The organism is Streptomyces flavalbus (assembly GCF_042674625.1).
GTDB lineage: Bacteria > Actinomycetota > Actinomycetes > Streptomycetales > Streptomycetaceae > Streptomyces > Streptomyces flavalbus.
Genome location: NZ_JBHTEB010000001.1, coordinates 4,026,686 through 4,043,503 on the forward strand (window position 1 = coordinate 4,026,686; position 16,818 = coordinate 4,043,503).

The following is a 16,818-nucleotide window of genomic DNA, read 5'->3' on the forward strand; positions in this document are numbered from 1 at the left end:
AACAGAGACGCCGGTCCCCGGAGTCGGGAACCGGCGTTCTTCTGGGCTGTGCGCGTGCCTGTGAGGGACGTGGGCGGAGGCCGCTGTCCCTCGGTCAGTGACGGACCGCCGTCCGCTGCTCGGCGGCGCCGACGCCCGCCGCGACGACGGTGCTGGGGACGGTGCCGTCCCGGCGTTCCAGGACGGTCGACAGGACCGCGAGGCCCAGTGCGGCGGCGGCCAGCAGCGCGCCCACCCAGTTGGGGGCGGTGTAGCCGAGACCGCCCGAGATCACCAGCCCGCCGAGCCAGGCGGCCAGGGCGTTGCCGAGGTTGAAGGCGCCGATGTTCAGGGCGGAGGCCAGGGTCGGGGCGCCGTGCGCCTGGTCCAGGACCCGCTTCTGGAGCGGCGGGACGGTGGCGAAGCCCAGCGCGCCGACCAGGGCGATGGAGACGGCCGCGAGGGCCTTGTGGTGCGCCGTGAGCGTGAACAGCGCGAGGACGACGGCGAGAGCGCCCAGGGAGACGTAGAGCATGGGCATCAGGGCGCGGTCGGCGAACCTGCCGCCGACGAGGTTGCCGCCGACCATGCCGAGCCCGAAGAGGACCAGCAGCCAGGTGACGGAGGAGTCGGCGAACCCGGCGACGTCGGTCATCATCGGCGCGATGTAGGTGATGGCCGCGAAGACCCCGCCGAAGCCGAGCACGGTCATCGCCATGGCGAGCAGGACCTGGACGTTCCGGAGGGCTGCCACCTCATGGCGCAACCGCACCCCTTCCGCCTTGGGCAGGTCGGGGACGAGCCGGGCGACGCCGAGCAGGCCGAGTACGCCGAGCCCGGCGACGATGCCGAAGGTGACGCGCCAGCCGACGGACTGCCCGACGAGTGTGCCCAGGGGAACGCCCACGACGTTGGCGACGGTCAGCCCGGTGAACATCATCGCGATGGCTCCGGCCTTCTTGTCGGGGGATACGAGTTCGGCCGCCACGACCGAGCCGATACCGAAGAAGGCGCCGTGGGCGAGGGAGGCGACCACGCGGCCGATCAGCATGACCGCGAAGGCCGGGGCGACGGCGGAGAGCAGGTTGCCGACGATGAACAGCCCCATCAGCAGCATCAGCATCCGCTTGCGGGAGACCTTGGTGCCGAGCACGGTCATCAGCGGGGCACCGAACATCACGCCGAGCGCGTAGCCGGTGACCAGGAACCCGGCCGTGGGGATGGAGACCCCGAAGTCGCTCGCGACATCGGGCAACAGACCCATGATCACGAATTCGGTCGTACCGATGCCGAAGGCCCCGATCGCGAGGGCCAGAAGCGCGAGAGGCATGGAGGGGTACCTTCCCAGGTGATTGCATGAGCGCTTTACAGGTGAACACAATACTTGCAGACGCGGGCTATACGCAACGGCGGTCTATTGCGACACTGCTCTATCCTTGAACGCAGCCGCTCCGGGACGAAGGAAGACGTCAATGACAGCGACGGACCCCGCGCTCACCGCCCTCGCCCAGGGCTGGTGCACCCTCTCCCTGCTGCACGGCAGGATCGAGGCGCGTATCGAGCGCGCCCTGCAGACCCACCACGGACTGAGCGCGCGCGAGTACTCCCTGCTCAACGTCCTCAGCCGACAGCACAACGGCGACGGCGGCCATCTCCAGATGAAGCAGGTCGCGGACGCGGTCGTCCTCAGCCAGAGCGCCACGACCCGCCTCGTCACCCGCCTTGAGGACCGCGGCCTGCTGGAGCGCTATCTCTGCCCCACCGACCGCCGCGGCATCTACACCGATGTCACGGAGGCCGGTCTGAAGCTGCTGGACGAGGCGCGGCCCACCAATGACGCCGCCCTGCGCGAGGCCCTGGACGAAGCCGCCACGAACCCCGAACTCGCCCCTCTTGTCCGCGTCGTGGAGTCCCTGAACGTGCCCGCCTAGGGTTCCACGCATGGGAGATCTTGAGATACGCGCCGCAGCCGCCGACGACCTGGCCGCGATCGTCGACATGCTCGCCGACGACCCGCTGGGCGCCCAGCGCGAGTCCCCGGACGATCTGACCCCCTACCGGGCCGCGCTGGACCGTCTCAGCGCCGACCCGAACCAGCATCTGGTCGTCGCCGTCCGCGAGGGCCGCGTCGTCGGCACACTCCAGCTCACGGTCATTCCGGGGCTGTCACGCCGCGGTTCCACCAGATCGATCATCGAGGGCGTCCGCGTCCACGCCGACGAGCGCGGCAACGGTCTGGGCGCCCAGCTCATCGAGTGGGCCATCGACGAATCCCGTCGGCAGGACTGCCAGTTGGTGCAGCTAACCTCCGACAACTCCCGCACGGACGCCCACCGTTTCTACGACCGACTCGGCTTCGAGGCATCGCACACCGGCTTCAAGCTCCCGCTCTGACGGCAGAGGGCGTCCTGTTTCACGTGAAACAGGACGCCCCTCACTCGCGGCCAAGCCGACGGAACCCCAGCTTCAGCCGATCCCGCGCCAGCCATCAGGATCCACACCGCCCGGCACCGGCGCCTCCTCGTCGTAGGGCTGGCGGGTGAACACGAACGACCCCAGGTCTAGATGGCTCACGGTTCCGTCCGCCCGCTGGACGGCCCGGAGCAGCTCACCGGCGTAGTAGCCCTCCAGTCCCGTCCAGGTGCCATCACCGTTCGCCCGGAACCGCGAGCGGCGACCCGTACCGGACAACGGCTCCAGCGAGATCAGCCCATCGGCCGTCACCCGCAGCCCGAAGGCATACGTCCCCCAGTACCACTGCCCCGCCAGCTCCAGCGTGGCCGGTTCCACCTCCCGCAGGGGCCGCCAGGGCTCCGGGATCCGTGGCTCAGCCTCGGCGACGATCCGTACGAGGTCCGCACCGACCGCCGATGCCACCGGCCCTGAGGTGCAGTTCGTCAGGACCACCGCCGCCACGTCGTCCTCCACGGCGAAGACCAGGTTGGCCAGGAAGCCCGGCAGCGAACCCGAATGCCCCACGAGCAACCGCCCGTCCTGGTGCCGGACCTCCAGACCGAGCCCATAGGAGTAACCGTCCGCCACATCCGCCGCCTCGACCGCCGCGGCCGGTGCACGCATCTCCCGGACGCTCTCCTCGCTGAGCACCCGGTCGTCCCCGTGCATCAGGAAGACGGCGAAGCGCGCCAGGTCAGCGGTGGTCGACCAGAGCTGACCGGCGGCGGCCATCCGTCCCAGATCCTCGGTGGGCTCCGGCACCAGCACATCCGCCCAGGGGTGCACCGCCCAGCCGCCCGCGTGGGGAGACTGCGGCCGTACGCTCGTACGGCCCAGCCCCAGGGGTTCGAGCACTTCCCGCCGAAGTACGTCCGCCCACGCGGCGCCCCGCACCTGCTCGACCAGCGCGCCCAGCAGGGTGTAGCCAGGGTTCGAGTAGTGGAACCGACGGCCCACGGGGTGCCGGAAGGGCTGCTCACCGAGCACGTCGGCAAGCTCCGGCCGCAGGGATCCAGGCGTACGTTCCCACCACGGCCCGGGCGACTCGGCCGCGAGCCCACCGCTGTGCGCGAGCAACTGGGCGATCGTGACCGTGCCCGCGCTGGTCCCGGGCAGGTGCTTCTCCAACGGGTCCGCGAGATCGAGCAGTCCCTCGTCCCGTAGCCGGAGCACCAGCACGGCGGTGAACGTCTTGGTGATCGAACCGATCCGGTACTGCACGTTCTCGTCCGGCCCATGCCCGTCCACCGAGCTGCGCGCCCCGTGCCAGACCACCCGCCCACCCCGAGCAACCGCCGCGACCAGCGACGGCGCCCGCCCCTCGGACTGAGCCACGGCGATCCGGTGCAGCAACGCCCGTCGAGTACTGGGAAGCAGATCTCCCTGAGAAGTCGTCATGCCGTCAGTCCACCCCGCCGAACACCCGCACGTCGAGCGCATTTGGGAGCCCCTCGCCTGGCTCCGGTGCTGCGCCGCATTGAGGCGGGTCCGCCGCGGGGCTGACAGCGGAACCCGAGGTCCGCCCGCCCGACATACCGCCTGCGCGGATCAGGTCTGTGCCATGTCCACGAACCGCGAGTAGTGGCCCTGGAAGGCGACCGTGATGGTCGCCGTGGGGCCGTTTCGGTGCTTGGCCACGATCAGGTCTGCCTCACCGGCGCGTGGTGACTCCTTCTCGTAGGCATCCTCGCGGTGCAGGAGGATCACCATGTCGGCGTCCTGCTCGATGGAGCCGGATTCGCGCAGGTCGGAGACCATCGGCTTCTTGTCGGTGCGCTGCTCCGGGCCACGGTTCAACTGGGAGAGGGCGATGACCGGAAGCTCCAGCTCCTTGGCGAGCAGCTTGAGGTTCCGGGACATGTCCGAGACCTCCTGCTGACGGCTCTCGGCGCGTTTGGAACCACCCGACTGCATGAGCTGGAGGTAGTCGATGACCACCAGCCGGAGATCGTTGCGCTGCTTGAGCCGACGGCACTTGGCCCGGATCTCCATCATCGACAGGTTGGGCGAGTCGTCGATGTAGAGCGGCGCCGCGGACACGTCCGGCATCCGGCGTGCCAGGCGGGTCCAGTCCTCGTCGGTCATGGTGCCGGAGCGCATGTGGTGCAGCGCGACCCGGGCCTCGGCCGACAGCAGGCGCATGGCGATCTCGTTACGGCCCATCTCCAGCGAGAAGATGACGCTGGGCAGGTTGTTCTTGATGGACGCCGCGCGGGCGAAGTCGAGCGCGAGCGTCGACTTGCCCATCGCCGGACGCGCGGCGATGACGATCATCTGCCCGGGGTGCAGCCCGTTGGTGAGGGAGTCGAAGTCGGTGAACCCGGTGGGCACGCCCGTCATCTCGCCGCTGCGGGAGCCGATCGCCTCGATCTCGTCGAGGGCGCCTTCCATGATGTCGCCGAGCGGCAGATAGTCCTCGCTGGTGCGCTGCTCGGTGACCGCGTAGATCTCTGCCTGGGCGCGGTTGACGATCTCGTCGACGTCGTCGTCGGCCGCGTATCCCATCTGGGTGATACGGGTTCCGGCCTCGACCAGTCGACGCAGGACCGCGCGCTCGTGCACGATCTCGGCGTAGAACTCGGCGTTCGCCGCCGTCGGTACCGTCTGGACCAGCGAGTGCAGATAGGCCGCACCGCCGACCTTGTTGATCTCACCGCGCTTGGTCAGTTCGGCGGCGATGGTGATCGGGTCGGCCGGTTCGCCCCGGGCGTAGACGTCGAGGATCGACTGGAAGATCGTCTCGTGCGAGGGCTTGTAGAAGTCATGGCCCTTGAGGATCTCCACGACGTCCGCGATGGCGTCCTTGGACAGGAGCATTCCGCCGAGGACGGACTGCTCGGCGTTGAGGTCCTGGGGCGGCACCCGCTCGAAGGACGAACCTCCGCCGTCCCACGCGGGGCTGTCCGGGCCGCGGTCGTGCTGCTCGTCGCGACCCCGCCCTCCGTCGCTGCGGCGACGGGACGCGGGCAGACGATCACTGGGGCCGCTGTCGGCCCACGGGTCGTCCAAGGGCTCGGAAATACTCACCGAGCCACCTCCTCCCGTCCGCCGAGCGGACCTCGCCGTGCCCCTCATTTCTACGGCACGGCACCGACAATCCGAGAAGCCCAACTCCACTTGTGACGCGTCGGTTTTGTGATGGTTTAGCTGCCGACAGACGGAGCGGGCGCCGGACAACCGTAGGCCCCCGGGCACCGTCAGCCAATCTGGTTATCCACAGGCCATGTGGACGACGACCCGGATGCTGTGGAGAACTCGGCGAAACCTGTGCACGACCCGGTGGACAGCCCTGTGAACAAGCTCCGCCCCTTCCGCAAAGACCTGCTCTGACCTGCCGTTATCCCGTCCACCGGCTGTGCAGAAGAAAAACTTCCCCGGTCGGCTCAAGATCCTTCCGGAGTGTGTGCGGGAGTGCACAGCGCGAGACCAGCAGTAAGGGTCGTATAGGCTTTGCATCTCTTACCTGTGGAAGATTAGATTGGTGCTCATGACACAGGCTCCCGCGACCCCCCGCGCCGCACGGCGACAGCACGACCGAGAGATCGTCGCGCTGGCCGTTCCGGCCTTCGGCGCACTGGTCGCCGAGCCCCTGTTCGTCCTGGCCGACAGCGCCATCGTGGGCCATCTCGGCACCGCCCAACTCGCCGGACTCGGCGTCGCCTCCGCCCTCCTCACCACCGCCGTGAGCGTCTTCGTCTTCCTCGCCTACGCCACCACCGCCGCCGTCGCCCGACGGGTAGGCGCGGGCGACCTCCAGGCCGCGATCCGCCAGGGCATGGACGGCATCTGGCTCGCCCTGCTGCTCGGTGCCACGGTCATCGCCGTCGTCCTGCCTACCGCGCCGGCGCTCGTCGACCTCTTCGGCGCCTCCGACACCGCGGCCCCGTACGCCACCACCTACCTCAGGGTCTCCTCCCTCGGCATCCCGGCCATGCTCGTCGTCCTCGCCGCCACCGGTGTCCTGCGCGGACTCCAGGACACCAGGACGCCCCTGTACGTCGCCATCGCGGGCTTCGTCACCAACGCCGCCCTCAACGTGGTCCTCGTCTACGGCATCGGCCTGGGCATCGCGGGCTCGGCGTGGGGCACCGTCATCGCCCAGTGCGGGATGGCCGCGGTGTATCTCCTCGTCGTCGTCCGCGGCGCCCGCAGGCACGGGGCCGCGCTGCGCCCCGACCTCGCCGGTATCAGGGCATCAGCCCAGGCCGGGGTGCCGCTGCTGGTCCGCACGCTCTCCCTGCGGGCGATCCTCATGATCGCGACGGCCGTCGCCGCCCGCCTCGGGGACGCCGATATCGCGGCGCACCAGATCATCCTGTCGCTGTGGAGCCTGCTGGCGTTCGCCCTGGACGCGATCGCCATCGCCGGACAGGCCATCATCGGCCGCTATCTCGGCGCCGATGACGCCCAGGGCGCCCGCGATGTGTGCCGCCGCATGGTGCAGTGGGGTGTCGCGGCGGGGGTCGTCCTCGGGGTCCTGGTCGTCCTGACGCGCCCCCTCTTCCTGCCGCTGTTCACCAGCGACTCCCTGGTGAAGGACACCGCGCTACCCGCGCTGATCGTCGTAGCGGTCTGCCAGCCCATCAGCGGGGTGGTCTTCGTGCTGGACGGTGTGCTGATGGGCGCGGGCGACGGCCCCTATCTCGCCTGGGCCATGCTGCTCACCCTGGTGGTCTTCGCGCCCGTCGCGCTTCTCGTGCCCACCTTCGGCGGTGGCCTCACCGCGCTCTGGCTGGCGATGAACCTGATGATGACGGTCCGGATGCTCACCCTGTGGGTGCGCACGCGCTCGGGCCGCTGGGTGGTGACCGGTGCCACGCGCTGATCGCGGGCAGGCGCCGCGTTTCACGTGAAACCACCGCCGGGCTTCGACCAGCACGGGCCGGACCTCCCCCGAGCGCCGCCAAGAAGACGGCCCGAGCCTGGGCACGCAGAAGGGCCGCACCTCACAGGGTGCGGCCCTTCTGAGCTGTTCCAGCCGAGTGCGGCGATCAGGCCGCGACGACCTCGATGTTGACCTTGGCGGCAACCTCGGGGTGCAGACGCACGGACGTCTCGTGAGCGCCCAGGCTCTTGATCGGCGAGCCCAGCTCGATGCGGCGCTTGTCGACCTCGGGGCCACCGGCAGCCTTGATCGCCGAGGCGACGTCGGCCGGGGTGACGGAACCGAAGAGACGGCCGGAGTCGCCGGAGCGGACGGCCAGGCGGACCTTGACGCCCTCGAGCTGCGCCTTCACCGCGTTGGCCTGCTCGATCGTCTGGATCTCGTGGATCTTGCGAGCACGACGGATCTGCTCGACGTCCTTCTCGCCACCCTTGGTCCAGCGGATAGCGAACTTCCGCGGGATCAGGTAGTTGCGAGCGTAACCGTCCTTGACGTCGACGACGTCGCCCGCGGCACCGAGGCCGGAGACCTCGTGGGTGAGGATGATCTTCATGATTCGGTCACCCTTCCCTTAGCGCGCGGTGGACGTGTAGGGCAGCAGCGCCATCTCACGGCTGTTCTTGACGGCCGTGGCGACGTCACGCTGGTGCTGCGTGCAGTTGCCGGTCACGCGGCGGGCACGGATCTTGCCGCGGTCGGAAATGAACTTCCGCAGCATGTTCGTGTCCTTGTAGTCCACGTACGTGACCTTGTCCTTGCAGAAAGCGCAGACCTTTTTCTTCGGCTTGCGCACAGGCGGCTTCGCCATGGTGTTTCTCCTGTGTGATCAAGAAGTTTGGGTTACGGCCCGCCCTCGGCCCTCCAGGGGCCGGGACCCGAAGGTCTAGAAGGGGGGCTCGTCCGAGTAGCCGCCACCGGAGCCGCCGGAGCCGCCGCCCCAGCCACCGCCGCCACCCTGCTGGCCACCGGCGGGTGCGCCGGTCGCCCACGGGTCGTCGGCGGGAGCGCCGCCCTGCTGGCCACCGCCGGGGCCGCCGCCCCAGCCGCCGCCCTGCTGCTGGCCGCCACCGCCGCCGTAGCCACCCTGGCCGCCGCGACCGCTGGTCTTGGTGACCTTGGCCGTGGCATTGCGCAGGCTGGGGCCGACCTCGTCGACGTCCAGCTCGTAGACCGTGCGCTTGACACCCTCACGGTCCTCGTAGGACCGCTGCTTCAGGCGGCCCTGCACGATGACGCGCATACCTCGCTGAAGCGACTCCGCGACGTTCTCCGCCGCCTGACGCCAGACCGAGCAGGTCAGGAACAGGCTCTCGCCGTCCTTCCACTCATTGGTCTGACGGTCGAAGGTGCGGGGAGTGGACGCGACACGGAACTTCGCGACCGCCGCACCGGAGGGGGTGAAGCGCAGCTCGGGGTCGTCGACAAGATTGCCGATGACCGTGATGACGGTCTCGCCTGCCATGGGGGAACCTCTCGGCGGGTTTGCTGCTGGCTGCTGGTGCTGCTACTCGAAACCCGAGATCTGCTGAGCGGAAGCTCAGTGGGTCTCGGGACGGAGGACCTTGGTCCGGAGGACCGACTCGTTCAGGTTCATCTGGCGGTCGAGCTCCTTGACGACCGCAGGCTCGGCCTGAAGGTCGATGACCGAGTAGATGCCCTCGGGCTTCTTCTTGATCTCGTACGCGAGACGACGACGACCCCAGGTGTCGATCTTCTCGACCTTGCCGCCGCCGTCACGGACGACAGAAAGGAAGTTCTCGATCAGCGGGGAGACAGCGCGCTCCTCGACGTCGGGGTCGAGGATGACCATCACCTCGTAGTGACGCATGTGGAACCCACCTCCTTTGGACTCAGCGGCCACGGTCGTTCCGTGGCAGGAGGGTTGTGATGCGTACGCAACGGTATCGGCCGCCACTGACAATCGGGGTCGGTAGGCGGTTTCCCAGGTCGGTCGGGACGGGTACCTGACGCGTCGCCGACTCGGTGTGGGCAGACACCGGTGCAGACGGTACAGCCTACCCGCACGACCGCTTCCGGTTGAAATCCACCCGGGAAGGCAGTCAATCTGTACACATCGGGTGTGTATGGCGCTACAGTGCGCCGTCTTCCGCAGGAGGTGCCCCATGGCACAGGCAATGCGACCCAACACCGCCGGCTCCCTGTTCGCCACGGACGACCGGCGTCATCCGCTCCAGGACACCCTGCTCGCGGTGACGCTGGTGCTCGGAGTGACGGCCTTCGTCTCGGCGATGTTCCACGACCTGCATCTCCTCAGCTCCTGGACGGGCCTGCTGGGGATCTTGACGGGCGCGTACGGGCAGTGGGTCTCGGAGACGACCCGCGAACGCTTCGGCCTGATCCTGGGACTCGGCGCCTCGGCCGTCGGCTTCTTCCTCGGGATGGCACACGGCGGGCTCTTCGGCGGCGTCGTCGGCTGACGCGGCGGCGTCCGGGACCCGCGGACGCCGTCCTCCCGTAACGCCCCGGTGTACTCCGGTAGGCCATGGCCCGGGGCAAAGGTGCCGTGTGCCCAGTCAGGGCGCTCCCTGGGCGCAGTAGGCTTCGGCGCGAGAGCCGGAGCCCCTGACCCCATGGGGACACACCAGCCCGAGGAGCGCCCCGAATGAGCCTGACCTTGAGGACCATCAGTCGCGAGCAGCATCTGGCCTACATCCAGAGCCTGCCGGCGGCGAGCCACATGCAGGTCCCGGCCTGGGCGGACGTCAAGGCGGAGTGGCGCTCCGAGAACCTCGGCTGGTTCGACGACCGCACCGGCGAGCTGGTCGGCGTCGGCCTGGTCCTCTACCGGCAGCTCCCGAAGATCAAGCGCTATCTGGCCTACCTTCCCGAGGGCCCGGTCATCAACTGGTTCGCGCCGAACCTGGACGACTGGATCCAGCCGATGCTGGCCCACCTCAAGCAGCAGGGCGCGTTCTCCGTGAAGATGGGCCCGCCCGTGGTGATCCGGCGCTGGGAGTCCGGGTCCATCAAGAAGGGCATCCAGGACCCGGACGTGAAGCGGCTGCGGGACATCGAGGCCGACTTCATCGAGCCGCGCGCCTTCGAGGTGGCGGACAAGCTGCGCCGGATGGGCTGGCAGCAGGGCGAGGACGGCGGCGCCGGGTTCGGCGACGTGCAGCCCCGCTACGTCTTCCAGGTGCCGCTGGCGAACCGGTCGCTGGAAGAGGTGCACAAGAACTTCAACCAGTTGTGGCGCCGCAACATCAAGAAGGCGGAGAAGGCGGGCGTGGAGGTCGTCCAGGGCGGCTACCACGACCTGGAGGAGTGGCAGCGGCTGTACGAGATCACCGCCGTGCGCGACCACTTCCGGCCGCGCCCGCTGTCGTACTTCCAGCGCATGTGGTCGGCCCTCAACACCGAGGACCCCAACCGGATGCGGCTGTACTTCGCCCGCCACAACGGGGTGAACCTGGCCGCGGCGACGATGCTGGTCGTCGGCGGGCACGTCTGGTACTCCTACGGCGCCTCCGACAACATCGGCCGTGAGGTCCGGCCCTCGAACGCGATGCAGTGGCGGATGCTGCGGGACGCCTACGCCCTCGGCGCCACCGTCTACGACCTGCGGGGCATCTCCGACTCGCTGGACGAGACCGACCACCTCTTCGGTCTGATCCAGTTCAAGGTGGGCACGGGCGGTGAGGCCGCCGAGTACCTCGGCGAGTGGGACTTCCCGCTCAACAAGCTGCTCCACAAGGCGCTCGACATCTACATGTCGCGCCGCTGAGCCGCGGCCGTTTGGTTCCATAGCTTCCATACCTCTGATACACCGCAGCCACGAGAAAGGTTCCAGGTCCGGCCATGGCGCTCACGCTCTACGTCGACACCGCGCGCTGGCGGGCGCACCACAAGCACGTGCAGGAGCAGTTTCCGGGGCTCGTCCCGGTCTGCAAGGGCAACGGCTACGGCTTCGGCCACGAGCGGCTGGCGGAGGAGGCCACGCGGCTGGGCTCGGACGTCCTGGCGGTCGGCACGACGTACGAGGCCGCGAGCACCAAGGACTTCTTCGGCGGTGACCTGCTGGTGCTGACGCCGTACCGGCGCGGCGAGGAGCCCGTGCCGCTGCCGGACCGGGTGATCCGGTCGGTGTCGTCGGTCGACGGCGTGTACGGCCTGGTGGGGGCCCGCGTGGTCATCGAGGTGATGTCCTCGATGAAGCGGCACGGGGTGAGCGAGCAGGACCTGCCGCAGTTGCACGCCGCCATAGAGAACGTCCGTCTTGAGGGCTTCGCGATCCATCTGCCGCTGGACCGTACCGACGGCTCCGACGCCGTCGAGGAGGTCATCGGCTGGATGGACCGGCTGCGCGCCGCCCGGCTGCCGCTGCACACGATGTTCGTCAGCCACCTCAAGGCCGAGGAACTCGCCCGGCTCCAGCAGCAGTTCCCGCAGACCCGCTTCCGCGCCCGCATCGGCACGCGGCTGTGGCTGGGGGACCACGACGCCACCGAGTACCGGGGCGCCGTCCTGGACGTCACCCGGGTCGCCAAGGGTGACCGGTTCGGCTACCGGCAGCAGAAGGCGGCCTCAGACGGCTTCCTGGTGGTCGTGGCGGGCGGAACGTCGCACGGGGTGGGGCTGGAGGCCCCCAAGGCGCTGCACGGCGTCATGCCGCGCGCCAAGGGCGTCGCACGGGCCGGTCTGGCCACGGTCAACCGGAACCTCTCGCCGTTCGTCTGGGGCGGCAAGCAGCGCTGGTTCGCGGAGCCGCCGCACATGCAGGTCTCGATCCTGTTCGTGCCCGCGGACGCGCCGGAGCCGAAGGTGGGCGACAAGCTGGTGGCCCATCTCCGGCACACCACGACGCAGTTCGACCGCCTGGTGGACCGCTGAGGCACCACCCGCCCCTGGTGGACCGCTGACGCACGAGGGGCGCCGGTGAGCCGAGCGGGCCGAAGGGCCGCGCACAACATCACCGGCACCATGTCAGCGGCGCCGCTTCGCCGTCTCCCGCGTCACTGACCGGCCGTGGAAGGGCCGGGCCCGTCGGCAGGCTCCCCCCAGTTCACCTGCGGCCCCTCCCCGAGAGGCGCCGCGTGCCGGGGCGGACGGGCCAGAGTCCCGAGGACGAACACGTCCTCGGCTCCGTCCAGGACACCGCCCGAGGGATCGTCGTCGCCCTCCCGGCGCACCACGTCCCGCTCCGGCATGAGGATGTCCCGTACGACGACGGCGCACAGGTACGCCGTGCCGACCAGGTGCAGGCCGATGGCCCAGTGGTAGCCGTCGGTCGGCAGTCCCTTGTGGGCGTCGCCGCTGGTCGTGTACGCGAGGTACATCCAGATGCCGAGGAAGTACGCGACCTCGCACGCCTGCCAGATCAGGAAGTCCCGCCACTTGGGCCGGGCGAGGACGGCCAGCGGCACCAGCCACAGCACGTACTGGGGCGAGTAGACCTTGTTGGTGAGGATGAACGCGGCGACGATCAGGAAGGCCAACTGAGCGAAGCGTGGTCGGCGCGGGGCGGTGAAGGTGAGGGCCGCGATGCCCGCACAGCTCAGCAGCACCAGGAACATCGCGAGCGCGTTGACGAGTTCGGTGCTCATCGGGTTACTGGAGTTCTGGGCCATGATCAACCAGAAGGAGCCGAAGTCGACGCCGCGCTCCTGGCTGAAGGTGTAGAACTTCGACCAGCCGTCGAAGGCGAGCAGCATCACCGGCAGGTTCACGACCAGCCAGGCGACGGCCGCGCCCGCGAACGCCTTGCCGAATTCCCGCCACTTCCCTGCCCGCCAGCACAGGACGAACAGAGGGCCGAGGAGGAGGAAGGGGTACAGCTTGGCGGCCGTGGCGAGCCCCAGCAGGACGCCGAAGGCCAGCGAGCGCCCGCGTGACCACATCAGCATCGCGGCGGCGGTGAGGGCGACGGCCAGCAGGTCCCAGTTGATGGTCGCGGTCAACGCGAAGGCGGGGGCCAGGGCGACCAGCAGACCGTCCCAGGGGCGCCGGGCGTGGGTGCGGGAGACGCAGACGGCGATGATGGCCGCGCAGACCATCAGCATCCCGGCGTTGACCATCCAGTACCACTGCTCCTGGTCCCGGATGCTGCCGCTGCCCGGGGTGAGCCAGGCGGCGACCTCCATGAAGACGCCGGTGAGCACCGGGTACTCGAGGTACTCCATGTCGCCGGGGAGCCGGTCGAAGTAGGGCACCAGCCCGTCGGCGAAGCCGCGGCCGTTGTAGAGGTGCGGGATGTCCGAGTAGCAGGCGTGCGTGTACTGCGAGCTGGCGCCGAAGAACCAGCCGCCGTTGTAGCAGGGCGCCTTCTGGACCAGGCCGAGGGCGAACATGCCGATCGCCACGAGCGCGATCACCCGTACCGGCGTCCACCAGGACGTCCCCAGCAGGGCGTGCCTGCCGATGGGACCGCCGATCAGCTCACTGCCGCTCGCGGCGACCTCGTCGGCCCGTGTGGGCTGCACCAGGTCGGACCGGCGTGCGCTCGCTTGTGTCGTCTCTGCACTGGGCATGGGGCTCATCCTGCCGTACCCGTCTGGGAACACGGCGAGGGCCGCCGCACCTGGGTCGGTGCGGCGGCCCTCGCCGTGTTTCACGTGAAACACCCGTGCCGGGTCATATGACGGCTAAGTGGTGTCGCCTCCGAAGAGGCCTCCGTTCCCATTGCCGTTTCCGTTCCCGCCGGTTTCCTCGCCGGTGGTCTCGCTCGATGACGGCGGAGGTGTCGTGGTCTCCTCCGTGCCGCCCGTCTCGCCGCCGTTGCCATTCCCGTTGCCGCCGGTGTCCCCACAGCCCCACCAGGAATCGCAGGTCTCGGTCGGAGGGGTCGCCGTCGGGGTGTTGTGCTTGGTCTTGGTGGGCGTCGGAGTCGGGGTCGGGCTCTCCTCTTCCGTCTCGGTGACCGAGGGCGACGGACTCGCGGACTCCTCGTCGTTGACGACCTCGCCGATCGGCTCCGGCTTGGGGAACCGCTTCACCGGCTGGCCCTTCAGCGCCTCGGACATGTACGCCTGCCAGATCTCGGAGGGGAACGACGCACCGTGGATCGACTCCTGGTCACCCGTTCCGTACATCTTCAGGAACGTACGGTTCTTGATGCTCTCGTCGTCCGGGTACCGGAACATGCTGATCGCCGTCGAAAGCTGCGGCGTGTAGCCGACGAACCAGGCGGACTTGTTGTCGTCCGTGGTACCGGTCTTACCGGCAACGTCGCGGCCGGGGAGCTTGGCGTTGGTACCCGTACCGGCCTCCACGACGGTCTTCAGCACGTCGGTGACGTTGTCGGCCACCTGGGAGGTGAACGCCTGCTCGGTCTCCACCTCGTGGGTGAAGATGGGACCGTCCTTGCTGGTCACCTTGGTGACGGAGTACGGGGCCCGCTGCTTGCCGCTGGCGGCGAAGGTGGCGTACGAACCCGCCATCCGGATGGCGCTGGGGTCGGAGGTGCCGATGGAGAACGACGGGAAGTTCGCGCCCGCCAGGCTGCTCTCCAGGATGCCCGACGAGACAGCCGCCTCCTTCACCTTGTCCAGGCCGACGTCCATGCCGAGCTGTACGAAGGCGGAGTTCACGGAGTACTGCATCGCCGTACGGAGGTCGATCTTGTAGTCGGGCGGGTTGCCGCGCGACTCGTCACCGTCGTTGACCTGGAGCCACTCCTTGCCGTCCTCGTCGTGCCAGACGCTCCCGTCGTAGTTCTTGATCTTGAACTTGTTCTTGCCGCTGTACAGGCTCTTCGGGGAGACGACGGTGCGTTCGTCCTGGGCCTGGACCTCACCGAGGTCGGGGTCCCGCACACCCCACTTCATCGCCGCCGCGAGCACGAAGGGCTTGAACGTCGAACCGACCTGGGCGCCGGTGACATCGGCGTTGTTGGTGAAGTGCTGGGTGGCGTCCTTGCCGCCGTAGATCGCCACGATGGCGCCGGTCGCCGGGTCGACGGAGGCTCCGCCGAACTGGACGTGGGTGTCCGTGTCCGGGCGCTTCTTGGGGTCGATGTTCGCCTTCTCGACCTTCTTGACGGCCTTCTCCAGCGCCGCGACCTTCTTCTTGTCGAAGGTCGTGTGGATCGACAGGCCGCCTTCCCGGAGCTTGCGCTCGGTGATGTGGGTCTTGTCGCTGTTGTTGACCAGGTAGGCGTTGACCAGGTCGACGAGGTAGCCGGTCTGGCCGCTGAGCGCGGTGTTGGCCCGGGGGTTCTTGACCTTGGGCAGGCTCGTGTACTTGGCCCGGGTCGCGGCGTCCAGGTGGTCCAGCTCGACCATCTTGTCCAGCGTGTCCTGCATCTGGACCTCGGCCCGCTTCTTGTTCTTCTCGGGCGTGGCGTTGACCGGGTCGATGGACGTGGCACCGGCCGGGTCGTAGTACGTGGCGCCCTTGAGCATGGCCGACAGGAACGCGCACTCACCCGGGTTCAGGTCGATGGCGTCCTTGTTGAAGTAGGCGCGGGCAGCGGCCTGGATGCCGTAGGCGTTGCGGCCGTAGTAGGCCGAGTTCAGGTACCCGGCCATGATGTCGTCCTTGGAGACCGACGCGCCCACCTTGATGGAGACGAACAGTTCCTTGAACTTGCGGGTGACAGTCTGCGACTGGTCGTCCAGCATCGCGTTCTTCACGTACTGCTGGGTGATGGTCGAGCCGCCCTGGGTGTCGCCGCCGCGGGCCATGTTGAACATGGCGCGGGCGATGCCCTTCGGGTCGATGCCGCTGTCGGTGTAGAAGGTCTTGTTCTCCTGGGAGACGACGGCGTACTGCATCTCCTTGGGGATCTGCGACAGGTTGATGATCTGCCGGTTCGTCTCCCCGCCGGTGGACACCATCTCGGATCCGTCGGCCCAGTAGTAGACGTTGTTCTGGGCCGTCGCCGTCTCGGCGACCTTGGGGACGCTCACCATGGCGTAGCCGACGCCCGCGATGGCGACGAGGCTGCCGAAGAAGGCGAGGCTCAGGCCGGAGACGAGCTTCCAGGAGGGCACCCAGCGGCGCCAGCCGTACCGGCCCGCGCGCGGGTAGTCGATGAGCCGCTTCTTCCCGGGGTCAGCGGCACGGCCACCGGGAGCGGCGCGCCTGCCGCCGCGTCCCGGCTCGGCGCCTCTGCGGCGGCCCCCTCCGCTTCTCTGCGCTGCGCGGCGGGCTTCGGCGCGACCACCGTAGGGGCGCTCCTCACCCCCGTGGGTACCCGACCCATAGGAGTCGGAAGGAGACCCGGTGGCGCCTCGCGGTGCCGCGCGTCGGCCGGAGGCCGGGCCGGACTGGCCGCGTCGGGCCGCGGCACGTCCGCCTCCCTGCGGCTGCGGCGGTTTGCGACGGTGCTCGCTCATCGAACGATTACTCCTCGGGCAGGCGCACCTCTGCGCGCCTGGAAACGGCGGCTGGTTTCCGGTCCCCCCGAAGTACGGATGCGGTCGTTACCGCATTCACCCGTACTGCACCGGGGACAGGGACGCCCCCTGGCGCAACTCGGTTCCCGGTGGTGTGCATGGCGCACAGACTACGCAGCCTGTAAACCCGTCTAGGCCCGAAGT

The 16,818-nt window shown here is 68.9% G+C and carries 15 protein-coding genes; 6 read left to right on the forward strand and 9 right to left on the reverse strand.

Annotation, left to right across the window (positions count from 1 at the left end; translation table 11 throughout):
- Positions 1-94: 94 nt before the first annotated feature.
- Positions 95-1,309 carry an MFS transporter gene (locus ACFQZ6_RS18125; protein WP_381610293.1) on the reverse strand — a complete coding sequence of 405 codons (1,215 nt, stop codon included), beginning with the start codon at positions 1,307-1,309 and terminating at the stop codon, positions 95-97.
- Between the two features lie 142 nt (positions 1,310-1,451).
- Between ACFQZ6_RS18125 and ACFQZ6_RS18130 the strand changes: the two genes are divergently transcribed.
- Together ACFQZ6_RS18130 and ACFQZ6_RS18135 are read left to right on the forward strand one after the other, a co-directional pair.
- Positions 1,452-1,910, forward strand: a complete 459-nt coding sequence (locus ACFQZ6_RS18130; protein WP_381610296.1) for a MarR family winged helix-turn-helix transcriptional regulator — start codon at positions 1,452-1,454, stop codon at positions 1,908-1,910.
- Between the two features lie 10 nt (positions 1,911-1,920).
- Positions 1,921-2,373, forward strand: coding sequence for a GNAT family N-acetyltransferase (locus ACFQZ6_RS18135; protein ID WP_381610300.1), 453 nt, complete (start codon positions 1,921-1,923; stop codon positions 2,371-2,373).
- Between the two features lie 72 nt (positions 2,374-2,445).
- On the opposite strand, the gene ACFQZ6_RS18140 is transcribed toward ACFQZ6_RS18135, so the two are convergent.
- Both ACFQZ6_RS18140 and dnaB read right to left on the reverse strand, forming a co-directional pair.
- Positions 2,446-3,831, reverse strand: coding sequence for a serine hydrolase domain-containing protein (locus ACFQZ6_RS18140; protein ID WP_381610303.1), 1,386 nt, complete (start codon positions 3,829-3,831; stop codon positions 2,446-2,448).
- Positions 3,832-3,981: 150 nt separating this feature from the next.
- Entirely contained in the window at positions 3,982-5,460 is a 1,479-nt protein-coding gene (gene dnaB / locus ACFQZ6_RS18145) for a replicative DNA helicase (protein ID WP_381610306.1), read from the reverse strand.
- A 460-nt stretch (positions 5,461-5,920) separates the two neighbouring features.
- On the opposite strand from dnaB, the gene ACFQZ6_RS18150 reads away from it, so the two are divergent.
- Positions 5,921-7,258: an MATE family efflux transporter gene (locus tag ACFQZ6_RS18150; protein WP_381610309.1), complete on the forward strand. Its 1,338-nt coding sequence runs from the start codon at positions 5,921-5,923 to the stop codon at positions 7,256-7,258.
- A 166-nt stretch (positions 7,259-7,424) separates the two neighbouring features.
- Here the strand turns inward: ACFQZ6_RS18150 and rplI are convergent, their stop codons facing one another.
- The 4 genes from rplI to rpsF all read right to left on the reverse strand — a co-directional run bounded on the left by rplI (position 7,425) and on the right by rpsF (position 9,146).
- Entirely contained in the window at positions 7,425-7,871 is a 447-nt protein-coding gene (gene rplI / locus ACFQZ6_RS18155; protein ID WP_381610312.1) for a 50S ribosomal protein L9, read from the reverse strand.
- Between the two features lie 18 nt (positions 7,872-7,889).
- Complete coding sequence (gene rpsR / locus ACFQZ6_RS18160; RefSeq protein WP_003949403.1) at positions 7,890-8,126, reverse strand: 30S ribosomal protein S18; 237 nt, start codon at positions 8,124-8,126, stop codon at positions 7,890-7,892.
- Positions 8,127-8,201: 75 nt separating this feature from the next.
- On the reverse strand, positions 8,202-8,780 hold the full coding sequence (locus ACFQZ6_RS18165) for a single-stranded DNA-binding protein (RefSeq protein WP_381610315.1): 579 nt from the start codon (positions 8,778-8,780) through the stop codon (positions 8,202-8,204).
- Positions 8,781-8,855: 75 nt separating this feature from the next.
- Positions 8,856-9,146 carry a 30S ribosomal protein S6 gene (gene rpsF, locus ACFQZ6_RS18170; protein ID WP_018566239.1) on the reverse strand — a complete coding sequence of 97 codons (291 nt, stop codon included), beginning with the start codon at positions 9,144-9,146 and terminating at the stop codon, positions 8,856-8,858.
- Between the two features lie 295 nt (positions 9,147-9,441).
- Between rpsF and ACFQZ6_RS18175 the strand changes: the two genes are divergently transcribed.
- From ACFQZ6_RS18175 to ACFQZ6_RS18185, 3 genes are all read left to right on the forward strand, one after another.
- Positions 9,442-9,756, forward strand: a complete 315-nt coding sequence (locus ACFQZ6_RS18175; protein WP_381610318.1) for a hypothetical protein — start codon at positions 9,442-9,444, stop codon at positions 9,754-9,756.
- A gap of 185 nt (positions 9,757-9,941) precedes the next feature.
- The gene (gene femX, locus ACFQZ6_RS18180; protein WP_381610321.1) at positions 9,942-11,063 is read left to right on the forward strand and encodes a peptidoglycan bridge formation glycyltransferase FemX; all 1,122 of its coding nucleotides are present in this window, start codon (positions 9,942-9,944) and stop codon (positions 11,061-11,063) included.
- A 74-nt stretch (positions 11,064-11,137) separates the two neighbouring features.
- Entirely contained in the window at positions 11,138-12,169 is a 1,032-nt protein-coding gene (locus ACFQZ6_RS18185; protein ID WP_381610324.1) for an alanine racemase, read from the forward strand.
- Between the two features lie 122 nt (positions 12,170-12,291).
- Here the strand turns inward: ACFQZ6_RS18185 and ACFQZ6_RS18190 are convergent, their stop codons facing one another.
- Both ACFQZ6_RS18190 and ACFQZ6_RS18195 read right to left on the reverse strand, forming a co-directional pair.
- Positions 12,292-13,806: a glycosyltransferase family 87 protein gene (locus ACFQZ6_RS18190; protein ID WP_381610327.1), complete on the reverse strand. Its 1,515-nt coding sequence runs from the start codon at positions 13,804-13,806 to the stop codon at positions 12,292-12,294.
- A gap of 114 nt (positions 13,807-13,920) precedes the next feature.
- Positions 13,921-16,614, reverse strand: coding sequence for a transglycosylase domain-containing protein (locus tag ACFQZ6_RS18195; protein WP_381610330.1), 2,694 nt, complete (start codon positions 16,612-16,614; stop codon positions 13,921-13,923).
- Between the last annotated feature and the right edge of the window lie 204 nt (positions 16,615-16,818).

Excerpts from the sequence above, each read along its gene's own strand:
- ACFQZ6_RS18140 (WP_381610303.1), bottom strand. The coding sequence starts at position 3,831 with ATGACGACTTCTCAGGGAGATCTGCTTCCCAGTACTCGACGGGCGTTG.
- ACFQZ6_RS18175 (WP_381610318.1), top strand. The coding sequence starts at position 9,442 with ATGGCACAGGCAATGCGACCCAACACCGCCGGCTCCCTGTTCGCCACG.
- ACFQZ6_RS18125 (WP_381610293.1), bottom strand. The coding sequence starts at position 1,309 with ATGCCTCTCGCGCTTCTGGCCCTCGCGATCGGGGCCTTCGGCATCGGT.
- ACFQZ6_RS18135 (WP_381610300.1), top strand. The coding sequence starts at position 1,921 with ATGGGAGATCTTGAGATACGCGCCGCAGCCGCCGACGACCTGGCCGCG.
- ACFQZ6_RS18190 (WP_381610327.1), bottom strand. The coding sequence starts at position 13,806 with ATGCCCAGTGCAGAGACGACACAAGCGAGCGCACGCCGGTCCGACCTG.
- femX (WP_381610321.1), top strand. The coding sequence starts at position 9,942 with ATGAGCCTGACCTTGAGGACCATCAGTCGCGAGCAGCATCTGGCCTAC.
- ACFQZ6_RS18130 (WP_381610296.1), top strand. The coding sequence starts at position 1,452 with ATGACAGCGACGGACCCCGCGCTCACCGCCCTCGCCCAGGGCTGGTGC.
- ACFQZ6_RS18150 (WP_381610309.1), top strand. The coding sequence starts at position 5,921 with ATGACACAGGCTCCCGCGACCCCCCGCGCCGCACGGCGACAGCACGAC.
- rplI (WP_381610312.1), bottom strand. The coding sequence starts at position 7,871 with ATGAAGATCATCCTCACCCACGAGGTCTCCGGCCTCGGTGCCGCGGGC.
- rpsR (WP_003949403.1), bottom strand. The coding sequence starts at position 8,126 with ATGGCGAAGCCGCCTGTGCGCAAGCCGAAGAAAAAGGTCTGCGCTTTC.
- rpsF (WP_018566239.1), bottom strand. The coding sequence starts at position 9,146 with ATGCGTCACTACGAGGTGATGGTCATCCTCGACCCCGACGTCGAGGAG.
- ACFQZ6_RS18165 (WP_381610315.1), bottom strand. The coding sequence starts at position 8,780 with ATGGCAGGCGAGACCGTCATCACGGTCATCGGCAATCTTGTCGACGAC.
- ACFQZ6_RS18195 (WP_381610330.1), bottom strand. The coding sequence starts at position 16,614 with ATGAGCGAGCACCGTCGCAAACCGCCGCAGCCGCAGGGAGGCGGACGT.
- ACFQZ6_RS18185 (WP_381610324.1), top strand. The coding sequence starts at position 11,138 with ATGGCGCTCACGCTCTACGTCGACACCGCGCGCTGGCGGGCGCACCAC.